The 12,685-nt window shown below is 38.6% G+C and carries 11 protein-coding genes and 3 pseudogenes; 9 read left to right on the top strand and 5 right to left on the bottom strand.

The window, feature by feature from the left end; translation table 11 throughout:
* Positions 1-125 precede the first annotated feature (125 nt).
* The 3 genes and pseudogenes from HOL16_05980 to HOL16_05970 form a co-directional block, all read right to left on the bottom strand.
* Positions 126-593 carry a transposase gene (locus tag HOL16_05980; GenBank protein ID MBT5390235.1) on the bottom strand — a complete coding sequence of 156 codons (468 nt, stop codon included), beginning with the start codon at positions 591-593 and terminating at the stop codon, positions 126-128.
* Positions 594-811: 218 nt separating this feature from the next.
* Positions 812-1,835 (bottom strand): annotated as a pseudogene (locus tag HOL16_05975) (IS630 family transposase).
* 220 nt (positions 1,836-2,055) lie between these two features.
* Positions 2,056-3,888: an ABC transporter substrate-binding protein gene (locus HOL16_05970; protein ID MBT5390234.1), complete on the bottom strand. Its 1,833-nt coding sequence runs from the start codon at positions 3,886-3,888 to the stop codon at positions 2,056-2,058.
* Positions 3,889-4,337: 449 nt separating this feature from the next.
* Between HOL16_05970 and HOL16_05965 the strand changes: the two genes are divergently transcribed.
* A complete protein-coding gene (locus HOL16_05965; GenBank protein MBT5390233.1) occupies positions 4,338-4,697 on the top strand; it encodes a hypothetical protein in 360 nt (119 codons plus the stop codon).
* A gap of 232 nt (positions 4,698-4,929) precedes the next feature.
* Here HOL16_05965 and HOL16_05960 read toward each other — a convergent pair whose 3' ends face one another.
* Positions 4,930-5,208, bottom strand: coding sequence for a hypothetical protein (locus HOL16_05960; GenBank protein MBT5390232.1), 279 nt, complete (start codon positions 5,206-5,208; stop codon positions 4,930-4,932).
* A 225-nt stretch (positions 5,209-5,433) separates the two neighbouring features.
* Here HOL16_05960 and HOL16_05955 point away from each other — a divergent pair, with 225 nt between their 5' ends.
* From HOL16_05955 to HOL16_05925, 7 genes and pseudogenes are all read left to right on the top strand, one after another.
* On the top strand, positions 5,434-5,736 hold the full coding sequence (locus HOL16_05955; protein MBT5390231.1) for a hypothetical protein: 303 nt from the start codon (positions 5,434-5,436) through the stop codon (positions 5,734-5,736).
* 70 nt (positions 5,737-5,806) lie between these two features.
* Positions 5,807-6,123: pseudogene (locus HOL16_05950) on the top strand (DUF2312 domain-containing protein).
* Between the two features lie 15 nt (positions 6,124-6,138).
* Complete coding sequence (locus HOL16_05945; protein ID MBT5390230.1) at positions 6,139-9,006, top strand: DEAD/DEAH box helicase; 2,868 nt, start codon at positions 6,139-6,141, stop codon at positions 9,004-9,006.
* A 30-nt stretch (positions 9,007-9,036) separates the two neighbouring features.
* Positions 9,037-9,780, top strand: coding sequence for a hypothetical protein (locus HOL16_05940; GenBank protein MBT5390229.1), 744 nt, complete (start codon positions 9,037-9,039; stop codon positions 9,778-9,780).
* Positions 9,781-9,900: 120 nt separating this feature from the next.
* Entirely contained in the window at positions 9,901-10,680 is a 780-nt protein-coding gene (locus HOL16_05935; protein MBT5390228.1) for a hypothetical protein, read from the top strand.
* Positions 10,664-11,572, top strand: coding sequence for a nucleotidyl transferase AbiEii/AbiGii toxin family protein (locus HOL16_05930; GenBank protein ID MBT5390227.1), 909 nt, complete (start codon positions 10,664-10,666; stop codon positions 11,570-11,572). The genes HOL16_05935 and HOL16_05930 overlap by 17 nt, the downstream gene beginning before the upstream one ends.
* Positions 11,573-11,772: 200 nt before the next feature.
* Positions 11,773-12,013, top strand: a pseudogene (locus tag HOL16_05925) (plasmid pRiA4b ORF-3 family protein).
* Between the two features lie 54 nt (positions 12,014-12,067).
* Here HOL16_05925 and HOL16_05920 read toward each other — a convergent pair.
* Positions 12,068-12,241: a hypothetical protein gene (locus tag HOL16_05920; protein ID MBT5390226.1), complete on the bottom strand. Its 174-nt coding sequence runs from the start codon at positions 12,239-12,241 to the stop codon at positions 12,068-12,070.
* A 172-nt stretch (positions 12,242-12,413) separates the two neighbouring features.
* Between HOL16_05920 and HOL16_05915 the strand changes: the two genes are divergently transcribed.
* Positions 12,414-12,685: hypothetical protein (locus tag HOL16_05915; GenBank protein MBT5390225.1), on the top strand; the 272-nt coding region annotated here is incomplete at its 3' end.

The following is a 12,685-nucleotide window of genomic DNA, read 5'->3' as shown; positions in this document are numbered from 1 at the left end:
CTTAGACAGGACAAGTGTATCTAAAATCTGCCTTTTTGGACCATTTAAGGTTCAAAAAGGAATAATATCACACTGAATGTACTCTTTTAGTGCTGCAAAAACTGCTTAATCTATCTGATTTTGATTTATTCAGACGTCTCTGCTTTATCTCTTTCCTTCCAAAGCGTTGCTTTGGCAATGAGATGGGTGGCATCTACAAATGTAAACACCTCACTCATATATCCTTTAGCTTGTAATGAATCACGTATGGATGAAAAAAGCTTGGATAAGCGTTTTGTTCCTATGCGAGACCGGACCTTACTAAATAAACTGAAACTAGGAGTAGTGGTCGAAAGTCCAAACCCACAAAACCATTTGCCAGCTGTATTTTCTTGAAGGAAACGTTCAAGTTCTCGATCTGAAAGATCCTCTAGAAACTGTAAAAATAGGTACCTAAACAAACACTCTATCCCATAACCATCTACCCCTTTTACATGCTCAAGCTCCTTCAAGCTCTTACGTACGAGTGCGATTGGGTATAATTCGTTGATCTTGCGATAAATATGGGTTGTTGGAACAAGCTCATTTAAGCTCACCATTTCCACTGGATGCATCTGAAATCTCCTTTGAATTAAATCTGGAGCAAGTATAGCAATACACAACCGATCTTTAAATTAATTCTCTCAAATTAATGCTTTATTCTACAGGGCCTTACAAGAAGAAAATCATCCTTCCCCAACATCTTAAGAGTTAGGAAAAATATCCTATGAATATCGAAAAAGTTGGAGAAAATCATAGGAAATTCGACTTTTTCTGGTATACCCAAAACGAATCAAAGTACCGATTTCAGTAATTGAAAATTATCATTGATTCGATCCACCATATCGTGGGCAATTTTTGGCCAAGTGATTTCAAAAAAGTCCATGATTGATCTTCGAAATTCTTTTGCAGATGTAAAGAATCGGTTGTTTCTGCATTGTTCGTTCATAATTTTCCATAATCGTTCGATTGGATTCAAATTGGGGCTATAAGGCGGTAAATAATGCAAAATAATACCCTTTTCCCTTGCCGCTTTTTTTGTTTCAGCACTCGTATTGTAGGATCCTCGATCTAAAATCAGATGAATTCGTTGAGCCGTTGGATATTTGGATCGTAGTAAAGTAAAATGCTGATCCATGGAAAGGCTGTTTATTGTCTCGTAAGGAGCAATAGTCACACCCATATTTTCCAAATTTATAGATCCCATACGGTTCATCCGAGTCCGAGAAGCTGTTGTAGATATTAACTTATCCGTTCCCGTACGAATCCAACCGTAGGATACTTTTGTTGCCATTGTTGGATGAACTCCATCTCCAAATTCAATCGGCTCATTCTCCGGAGTGGTGTTTAGGAGCTTGGTGTAATATTTGAGCCATTCAGCTTGTTTTTCTGGATCTGCTTTTGCTGGGGTTCCCTTTGGTTTTTTGTATGAAAAACCATGAGAACGGAGCCAAGACGTCATTCCTGATACCGTATAGAAAGCGCCATACTTTGCCTTAACATGGGCACAGATTTCTTTCACTTTGACGTATGTTTGGGTCGTTATGTGTTCAATCAGTTCTTCTGTTTGTGAAATGCTGAGTTTACTCTCAGAGCCGCCACTCTCCAGCAAAAGCTTTTTCTTCTCTTTATATTCCTTAACATGACGAGCTATCGTTTCATCATCCAATAATAATGCTTCCGCTATTTCCAAATAGCCTCCAGCCTTTATTGCTCAGTAACACGCTCTTAATCCGATCTGCTACTCGGCGATTCTTCTCGCCACGATGCTGCTTTCTTAGCTGTTCTTCTTCTGATTGGCTTAAAAACATCTTCATAACAGTAGTTTATAAGGTTGTTTCTCTTAAAAGTCCATACTTTTATTCACGAAGGGTATAGATTCATAATTATATTTCATGGGAAAGGGTTACGTTCTCACCTAACGGGTGTAACCCTTTTTCTCTTCTTTTCTAACTATCCCCTTGCACTCAGAGCTTTTTTGACTCTCTCTCGCGGATTGTGGCCCGTATTTTTCTTTTTAGTAGTTAGGGTTATTTTTTACTTATTTGTATCTCGGACCCACCAAGTGTTCGTATTAACACCAATTATGGGATCATATTTAGGTTGCCCAAACTTATCCCAATAAGCAGCCCGGTCTATGGGACTATAAAAAAGTGGTATGATGTAATGGTTAGCCAAAAGAACACGATCTAAAGCTCTAGCGGCCACTATTTCATCTTTATATGATTGAGCCAAAATGGCTTTTGAAACTAGATAGTCAACGACTTTATTTCGAACCCCCGCAAAATTTTTACTTCCAAATTCGTTGGCTGCTTTAGTAGTCCAAAAATAATTAAGAATATTCTTTGGAACACGACTATGTGGCCAAAAAGCATAAATCATGTCGTAATCTCTATCGAGTACAAGTTTTTGATATTGCGCTGAATCTACATTTCTTACGTTAACTTTAATACCTAGAGGAGCAAGATTTCTCTTATAAGCTAATGCAATCTTTTCATGTTTAGGTGAATTCAATAAAATTTCGAACTCAAAAGGTTTTCCGGTTTTCTCGTTAATCAGAATCCCTTTCTTAATTGTCCAACCAGCTCCTTTTAAGAGCGTTAAAGCTTTTCGGATATTCTTTCTATTTTCCCCTGATCCATCTGTTTTGGGAGGAGAATATCCTCCTTCAAAGACATCAGAAGGCAAACTATTTCTGAACGGCTCGAGAAGAACAAGTTCTTGTAAAGTAGATTTTCCTTGATGTACGAGATCACTATTTTCAAAATAGCTTTTGTGCCTCACAAATACGTTTCCATATATATTCTTATTCAAATTTTCAAAGTCAAAAGCAAATGACAAAGCTTCTCTAACTAATTTATCTTTAAAAATATCTTTGCGAGTATTAAAAGCAAAACCTGTTATCCCAACAGGACGTTTATGTTCTTTTTCAACTTTTTTTATTTTCCCTGATGCAAAATTAGGGCCCACGTAAGCATTCTCCCAGTGCGATATGTTGGATTCCATGCGGAAATCGACTAATCCCGATTTAAAAGCCTCTATCGCAGCGGCATCATCGCGAAAATAATCAACACGAACTCTGTCAAAATTATAAATTCCCTTTCTAGTTGGAAGGTTTCTTGCCCAGTAATCTTTTACACGTTCATAAATGATATATCTGCCTGGTTCAAATTTAGAAATTTTGTAAGCACCGCAAGCAGGTGGAGGAGTAAGCGTCATTTCATCATACTTTCGATCTTTCCAATACTTCTCCGGAATAATTCCCATAAAAGACATCAAAAGAGGCATTTCAGGATCGTAGTCTCCATCTGTTTTCTTAAAAGTAAATCTAACTTTGTTATGCCCCATTTTTTCGACCTTTTCTACTTTGTTGTAGCAAATCCTCATATTTGCACGCCCTTTTTCTTTTTTTGTTTTCCAAGTAAAAATAACGTCTTCAACTGTAATTGGAGTGCCATCATGCCATTGGGCCTTCGGATTAATAGTATATTCCACCCAAGATCTATCAGGCGCTAATTCAACTGCTTCTGCAATCAGCCCGTACATAGAAAAAGGTTCTTCTAGTGACATTGCCAAAAGAGTGTCAATGGTTATAAAATAATTTAAAGGAAGGATCCCTATTGTTGTCCAATGTACAGTGTCAAAAGTTCCTACTGCAGAAAGCCTTATCTCTCCACCTTTTGTCGCATCAGGATTTACAAAATCAAAATGAGTAAAGTTAGCGGGATACTTAAGATCTTTATAAACACTTATTCCATGTGTTTGTTGCGCCCATGATAGACTTATTGTCGCCATTTGAGTCATAGAAAATAATAAAAAAAAGAATAAAGCGTTTTCTACTCGTGATAAGCCAGCTCTATAATTATTCAAGATTAAACCTTTCTAAATCAATCTCTTTATTATTTTAGGGACTAGACCATCTCCTACAACACTATCATCTTCCATATATTATAACGGTTTCATTTAATCAATCTACTTTCGTAGCTATCCTAAGTTCCGCAGTAGAAAATTAATTTTATCCCTTTAGTGCGAAGGGGAGCAGTTTTTTAGATCGAGCTTGAGTTCTTTTAGGTGTTAAATTTCGGAGATCAATCATGGACTTTTTTGAAATCACTTGGCCAAGAATTGACCATGATATGGTGGATCGAATCAATGACAATTTTCAATTACTGAAATCGGCACTTTGATTCGGTTTGGTTGTGTCGCGTCTGTTGAATAATTTGAGTAAAACGGATATTCTCTCCATAAACTAAGAAGCGATGACAAATGCCTTTAAGGGTTTTCTATTTGTGTTTCCCTTTCATCTTAAATGAGTTCTCATGCCAAACATGCGTGATTCTAAGCGCTCCCAAGATTTAACAGATTGTACTTTAGGCAATATCAAGAAATATGAGGCTCTCACTCAGAAAGAATTTGAGAAAAAGTTTGCTCTTCCCTGTGGTTGTGAAGAAGTTGTCTTAAAAGTTTTACTGTGTGAGTATGCATGTTCAGAGTGCGAAGAGATTTATAATTACTCGTTTTGTTGGAAAGAGGTGGTTCAATTAACAGATACGTGGCACTGTAACCCATGTCGCACCTGTAGAGATTGGCGTGAATGGCATTGCAATTCCTGCAATATCTGCAACTATGGCGTCACTCTTCCCTGTGAGGGTTGTGGTACAAAATCCCCCTATGCCTGAGTAGTTGCCTCTTTTTGAACTAAGAGTCTATTGCCCCCATTTTTTTACTTTTTCTTCAAACAAATCTACCGATGGTAATGTCGCATCTGAGAAGGGTAGTTAAAAAAAGCTAGTTGAATTATTGCCCTCTAGGCATACTATTAGTGGTCCTGGTTGTTCGGACAGATCATAGACCTCGTTAGTTTTTCCCACCGAAGGTTGAATGGGGCCTTCTCTCATTGTAATGCCTTATCTAGAAACCAATTTGATCTTTGGCATGAACGGGCCTGCCATCCGTAAATTGCTCCAAGTAGACACATTTATACTTCAGAGAGCGCCAAAGGCATTCTACAAAGACATCATCCATCCATCGGCCTTTGCCATCCATGGATATCTTGATCTCATGTTGTTTGAGTAAATCTGTAAAACCAAGACTCGTAAATTGGCTCCCTTGCTCTGTATTAAAGATCTCTGGGCAGCCATATTTGTCCAATGCTTTCTCCAATGCCTCAGCGCAAAAATTCGTGTCCAAGGTATTCGACAAACACCAGGAAAGAACTTTACAGCTTGATCAATCCATCATTTGCTACCGGATACAAAAAATCACGACCGAGGGAGACATCATAATTGTCATTGCACAGGATATACATTGTATCACGCTACCTTCCGTTCTTGATCTTACGTTTTCCTCGCATTACCCCACTGTCCCAGTTAAATGGGGCAACACCACACAAGCTACTCGCTTATTTTCCCTAAAATGAAAAAGATCGTCTCGAACTCCTGGCTGTTGTATAATTTTCCTGCAGAGCATTGGAAACATATTCGCACAACAAATCCTATTGAAAGCACCTTTGCGAAAGTGAAACGCCGAACCAGAAGCTCCAAAGGGTGCCTTGCCCGAGAAACGGCTTTTGTTATGGTTTTTAAGCTTATTAAAGCTGCCGAGAAAACTGGAGTTTCCTTACTAAAGAAAATCAGTTGCCAAAAGTTGTCTCAGGTGTCAACTTCGGCGATGGATGTGAATTCATCTCCATTGATGAAGTTGATGCTCTTGATTTAGCCCGTCACCAGCTTTTGAGGCTAACTCTATCCTGGCAAAGTTAGACCGCAATAAAAAGGAGACTCCTACAATGACGAGTATTGGTGGTATTGCAGCAGATCAGATTAAGCTATTTATTGAACGTATTGATCATTTAGAAGAAGAGAACCCCTCAATATCAGTGCACACGAGAGAAGTTTATGTTGCAACTAAGGCTGTGACGCTAAAATCCTGAGAAAGGGCCATGCTCTGCGTAAGAAAGAACCCTACGAGTGTTATGAAGAACAAGAAATTCTAGAACTTTATCTCCATGTCCCTAGCATGACAGGGACAACTAAGTTAACTGTTGAAGGAAAGCAAGTTGCTTCAACTCCAGCGTGTTTATGGATATTTGGATCTAGGTTATAAGATAGGGGAGAGTTCGTGACACAAACTGCTGCTTTGAAAAACGAGTCATTTAGGGGTGAGGTTCAAACCTCTCACTCAGGAGAGCCTTTCCAAGCCGATACCTCTTTAGAGATCACGCTCTCCCCATCTGGTCATTTGTACCTTCGCGAACCTCAAGGAAATAAAGAAGATATACCAGGATACCTTATTCGTAGGATTAAGAACGTACTGAATACAAAAGTGGATGCTCAGATACCTTCCGTTTGCATCTTACGTTTTGGGATTACGCCTTTTTCCTCTGCCCTGCCATCCAGTTTGTCGTTTTGGCATCACTTCGTGCAGCTTTTTATCCACGAAGCCCAAGAAGTTGTTGGCCTCGAAAACCATTCTGTAGAACAAGACATCAGATTAGAGCCCCCATTGGAGGATCTTCAAATATTGATGGCCAAAGCTCCTTTTATGCAAGGCTCGGAGTATTTAAGTCTTGATACTCTATGTCAGCTTTGGAAAGAATTTATACAAGTTCTAAGAGAAGAACTGCAAGGGTGTGACGGTACTCTTCAAGCCTACTTTGCACGTTATAATCCCAGTTGGAATAATGTGGGAAGGGTTTGTTTTCATCTTGCAGAAAACAAATCAAATCCAAAAAAACCATTTGCCTTTATAGGCACTTACACAAAGCAAGCTGCAATGCATTCAAAACTTCAGTACTTGCCTCTAGGTCAAGCTTTGAAGGATTATTCAGGTGAGAATAAAAAACATCACCTTCTTTCCCTTTTAATTCCTGTAAAGAGAGCTTCTGAAAAAAGCCCCTTTATAAAAAAGCTGGTTGATTCAGGCGATATTTTTAAGACTCTCGCCTGGAGGCCGGACGAAGCCCATACTTTTTTAAAATCCATTCCGTTAATTGAAGAAGCCGGTGTTGTGGTGCGTGTTCCAAATTGGTGGAAGCCTAAACACCCTCCTCGTCCTCAGATTAAAATTTCTATCGGTAATGCTGCAGCAAAATCGGTGGGTATGGACGCTCTCCTAGATTTTAATATGTCCTATTCTCTCCCTGATGGAACCGTTATCGAAGCTGCAGAGATGAGAGAGATTTTGGAATCACAAGATGGAATGGTGCAAATCAAAGGTCAATGGGTGGAGATCAATCAAGATAAGATCTCTCAACTCATATCACATTGGAAAAAGATAGAAGATCAAGTAAGAGATGAGGGCCTTACCTTTGCACAAGGCATTCGCCTTTTATCTTCTACGCCAGACCAGTCAGGGATATCACAAGAGGATATTTCTGACTGGTCTCAAATGATTGAGGGTGATTGGATCAAGGATGTTTTGTCCCGTTTGCGAGAAGCGGGACAAAATGAAGATAAAGCTCTTCAAAAAACACTTGACCAATACTTTCATGGAACTCTAAGACCTTATCAATCAGTGGGTGTAAAGTGGTTGTGGTTGCTCTACAATCTTCGTTTGGGTGGATGCCTGGCCGATGACATGGGCCTTGGAAAAACCATTCAGGTTTTGTGCTTATTTTTATTGTCTAAGAATGTTCAATCTAAAAACAAAACACCCCATCTTCTTATTCTACCTTCCACTCTTTTAGGTAACTGGCAAGAAGAGGTTAAACGGTTTGCACCATCCTTAAAGATCTTCCTCTGTCATGGATCAGCGATAAGTCAGAAGATACTCAAAAACAAGGAAGCCCCTAATTTGTCCGATATTGATATTGTGATAACAACTTACAGCAATGTCTATAGAGTTCCTTGGATGAATAAGGTTTCTTGGAATATCCTTATTTTGGATGAAGCTCAAAACATCAAAAATCCCTCCTCGAAACAGATGCTTGCCATTAAGAAGCTCAAAAGCGAGGTTCGGTTTATCATAACGGGCACCCCCATTGAAAATAGATTACTTGATCTTTGGTCTCTGTTTGACTTTGTTGCTCCGGGGCTTTTGGGCTCCAGTAAAGTATTTTCTCATTATGGCGTTAAGGCAATCAAGGAAGACGTAAATGACGCAGAGAAAGAACGGTTTTACGGAGCTGTACGTCATTTAGTTTCTCCCTACATTTTAAGGCGTCTTAAAAGTGATAAGAGTATTATTTCAGATTTGCCTGATAAGACTGAGATGGATACCCATTGCTTCTTAACTAAAAAACAGGCGGGTCTTTATAAAACATCCGTTGATGAACTTCAAACTCTTCTCAAGTTTTCTGAAAACAGTGATGAGATAAAACGTCGAGGTCTTGTTTTGTCGTTTCTAACACGTTTTAAGCAAATATGTAATCATCCCACTCAATGGTTGGGTCATGGAGAGTATAATGAGGAAGAAAGTGGGAAGTTCATTCGCCTTAAAGAATTATGTCGAGTTATTGCTGAAAAGCAAGAAAAGGTATTGATATTTACCCAATACAAAGAGATTATCCCAGCTCTCCATAATGCCCTAGAGAGGGTATTTAAGAGACCAGGGCTGATTTTACATGGACAGACTTCAATTAAAAATCGCCTTAAGCTTGTTGAATCTTTCCAGGAGGAGCAGGGGCCTCCGTTTTTTATCCTGTCCATTAGAGCGGGAGGGACAGGACTTAACCTAACGCGAGCTTCCCATGTGATTCACTTTGATCGTTGGTGGAATCCATCTGTCGAAGCTCAAGCAACGGATAGAGCCTACCGGATTGGGCAAAAAAGAAACGTCCTAGTGCACAAGTTTATTTGCCAAGGAACAATTGAGGAAAAAATAGATAAGCTCATTAATTCTAAGAAAGAATTATCAAGTGATATCCTGAGTAAGGATGGAAAGCCAGCTCTTACAGAAATGAGCAATGAAGATCTTCTCAATGTAGTTTCTCTTGACATTCATCGTGCCATTGCTGAACCATCCCAGGATGAATTATCAAAAAAATAAACTTACGAGTTATTATTATGAGTTAAGAAAGTGAGCGGATATACTTTTGATTATCCCCCTTATGTTCCTGTTGCCGAGAGGAAGAAAGCGGCAGCTCGTTTAGTTGCAAAACTAAAAAAGAAGGGTCAGAAGATCAATCCGATAGTCATAGAAGGCCGTGCTATAGCTAAAACCTTTTGGGGCAGATCCTGGTGTGGTAACCTTAATTCGTATTCGGACTATGAGAATAGAATGCCTCGAGGACGACAGTATGCTCGTAATGGGTCTGTTATAGATCTGAACGTTAATGCAGGAGAAATCACAGCTTTAGTGAGTGGGTCAGAGATTTATAAAGTTCAGATTACGATTTCTAGCGTTACCAAAGAAAAATGGAAGAAAATAGTAAAGCAGTGTTCAGGGAAAATCGGTTCTCTCATTGAGCTTTTGCAGGGGAAGTTTTCTAAGGAAGTCATGGAAATCATCACCCAACCTAAAACAGGTCTTTTTCCAGAAAAGAATGAAATAAAGTTTGATTGCTCATGTTTTGATTATGCAGATATGTGCAAGCACGTTTCGGCTGTTCTTTATGGGGTAGGAGCACGTTTGGACGGGAAGCCGGAAGATCTATTCTTGCTTCGTCAAGCAGACCATACAGAACTTATTGAAAGTGCTGGATATATATCTAAATTAACTCAAGGAAGCGGAACAGGAGAACTTGAAGGTAATATTTCAGAGCTCTTTGGTGTTGATATTGTTGAGTCCCCAAAAAAGAAGAAAAAGTCTAAACCAAAATAGAGGACTAACTGTCAGCTTTATAAAAAGGGGCGATGAGTTGTATGATAGGCATACTCAAGGTATGCTTATTAAAGCAAAAATAAACTTTCTTATCTTCATAATTATGCTATTATGCATACTATGAGTGTGCAAAAAGAATCTAAATTAAGGAACCTATTGAAGCTATGGCCAATGCATACGGCCTTACCCGTAGCATGGTTGAAAACAAAAGGTTTTTCCAAAAGCCTTATTCAAAGGTATGTTTCTTCAGGGTGGTTGGAATATCTAGACCGTGGGGTCGTGGTGAGACCTGGAGACTCAATCGATTGGAGTGGGATGCTCTGGGGTTTACAACAACTCTGTCAATTTCATGTTGGAGGTAAAACAGCCTTAGAGCTTCAAGGTAAAGCCCATTTTATAAAATTTCAAGAAAACGAAATATATGTGTTTTCACACCGTGGATTTAAATTTCCAAAGTGGATGGAGAAAAACAAACAAAAATTCGAATTCATCAATACTCCAGCAAATCTTTTTCTTTCTCAAGTAGGTCTGAAAATATTTGATTTTGGGGAGTTTCAATTACAGATATCAAATCCAGCTCGAGCATTTTGTGAGTATATGTACGTTGCTGAGAAATTTCATAGCTACGATGAGAGCTACTATATAATGGAAAACTTGCACCTTTTAAGCTCAGACCTAATGCAAGAAGCTCTAGAGGAATGTACCTCGGTAAAAATCAAACGTCTGGTATTATGTTTGGCCAAGATCCAAAATGTTAGCTGGTACCAAAATCTCGATAAATCAAAATTCGAACTAGGTAGTGGAGCAAGAAAAGAAGTCAAAAATGGCATATATGAACCAGAATTTTTAATAACTTATCCAAGGGTTTGGAATAAAGCAGAAGATGAAAGCGTATTTTGAAAACCAAACAAAACTACTGCTCGAAGTTTTAGGACTCGTGATGCAGAATCAGGCCTTTGCTCTCAAGGGAGGGACGGCCATAAACTTTTTTCATATGAATATGCCACGTCTCTCCGTAGATATAGACCTTGCCTATACAAAAATTACTCAGCGAGAAAAGTTTTTGAAAGAAAATGAAGGCTTTTATCGTTCTTTAAGTTCTGAGCTCCTTCGAAGGAAAAAATATCTTATTCAAGTTCAACGAACGAAGGAAGGTATAGCAAAACAAATCACTATTTCCTCAAAAGACACTGGAATTAAAGTTGAAACCAATTTGGTATTGAGAGGAACCGTTTATCCGCCGACTCTTAAAGAGTCATGTGAAGCAATTAGAAAAAAATATGAGACTCAGATAAGGATTAATACGTTATCATTTGAGGATCTCTATGCTGGTAAATTTTGTGCAGCTTTGGATAGGCAGCACCCCCGCGACTTATTTGATTTAATGATTTTTTTTCAAAACCACCAAATTACTGAAAAACTAAAGATTGCCTTTCTCGTTTATCTGATTAGTGGAAACAGGCCTATTTCAGAGCTTATTAATCCAAATTTGTTGGATCAACGTCATGCTTTTAAAAATGAATTTATTGGTATGACGGATCAGGAAGTAAAGTACGAAGAACTCGAAGCGGCAAGAGAAATGATCATCAAGAACGTTCAGAACTCTTTAAATCAGAAGGATCGTGAGTTTCTAATATCTTTCAAGAGGGGCAGTCCCAACTGGAGCCACCTTGATATGGAACACATAAAGGATTTATCCTCTGTGAAGTGGAAGCTTCACAATATCAAAAAAATGAAACATAAAAAGCACGGATTGGCTCTCAACGAACTTGCTAAAAAACTGGATTTATAAAATTATGCCTAAAACCTTAACTGTAAAACCGCTAAGACGTAAGTAGTACCTATTTTTTTAAAATATATTTGAGACAGAGGTTCAATAATTCCGAAGAGATTTTAGCCATGGCATCCCACTAAATCTCTTCCCTAAACTTGTATGCGACAGATCCATAATAGGAGAGGACGAAACAGGTAAGAAACACCTAATAGCCTTGCATTTTAGAGAAAGTAAATTACCCCATCTGCGTAGGTGGAGAAAGAGCCTGTCCTCCGGAAGATTGTGGAGGTGTGTGGGGATATGAGCATTTAATTGAGGTGGCTTGCAGATAAAGAACATGAAGAGCATGATCGAATGTTAGGATGGGTTGGGGACACCATTGAACCAGAAAAATTTGATCCCAAGGAAGTCATATTTGATAATCCTCAAAAAAGATATGCTCTACCATTTGCGGCTTAAGAGGATAGGATTAGATCAAGTCTTTAAGTGTTATAATTTGGTAGAACATCTTTATCAGTTTTTATGTTTCAAAGTCCGTTCTCCAATACGTTGCCAGTAATTTATGGTGGAATCATTAAAGTTTTTGGTTTCCATAGAGTCTGATAAGAATCCCAGAAGCTTCGCTGCCTTATGGAGGGATTCATAGGACTGTAAGTCTTCTCCTGCCTCAATGACAAATGCATCCATGATGCCTGATTTTTGCACAATGCCGCCAATTTGTTATGCGAAGAAAGTAATTATGCGAAGTAGCGCATAAAATTCTTTTCGTTTTCTAAATTTCATTGGAATTTACTTTGCATAATATCCAAAGATGTTAACAGGGCATTCCGCTCTAATCAACATCTTAGGAGATACAACTATGCAAAAAAAATTACTATTAACTGAATTGATTCATGACCTAGAGCAGGAAATGCTGCGACTTGGTTACTCTAAACGTACCATGAGATTTTATCGCAGACGTTGGCGGACACTTCTTCAATTCGCAGAGGAGCGCAGAGAATTCTTCTATTCCAAACAGTTAGGAATAGATTTTGTTGAAAAGCATTTTAACGTCTTTGAGAAAGATGATAATCGGGAGCTTTCAGAAGAGGATGTTCGAGAACTGCGAATTATTCGTATGATTGCCGATTT

It is taken from the genome of Alphaproteobacteria bacterium, assembly GCA_018662925.1.
In the GTDB taxonomy this organism is placed as follows: Bacteria; Pseudomonadota; Alphaproteobacteria; order 16-39-46; family JABJFC01; genus JABJFC01.
The sequence above is the reverse complement of the archived record's forward strand: the minus strand, read 5'-3'. Positions and strand labels throughout refer to the sequence as shown.

Excerpts from the sequence above, each read along its gene's own strand:
- HOL16_05980 (MBT5390235.1), bottom strand. The coding sequence starts at position 593 with ATGCATCCAGTGGAAATGGTGAGCTTAAATGAGCTTGTTCCAACAACC.
- HOL16_05965 (MBT5390233.1), top strand. The coding sequence starts at position 4,338 with ATGCCAAACATGCGTGATTCTAAGCGCTCCCAAGATTTAACAGATTGT.
- HOL16_05955 (MBT5390231.1), top strand. The coding sequence starts at position 5,434 with ATGAAAAAGATCGTCTCGAACTCCTGGCTGTTGTATAATTTTCCTGCA.
- HOL16_05935 (MBT5390228.1), top strand. The coding sequence starts at position 9,901 with ATGAGTGTGCAAAAAGAATCTAAATTAAGGAACCTATTGAAGCTATGG.
- HOL16_05930 (MBT5390227.1), top strand. The coding sequence starts at position 10,664 with ATGAAAGCGTATTTTGAAAACCAAACAAAACTACTGCTCGAAGTTTTA.
- HOL16_05920 (MBT5390226.1), bottom strand. The coding sequence starts at position 12,241 with ATGGATGCATTTGTCATTGAGGCAGGAGAAGACTTACAGTCCTATGAA.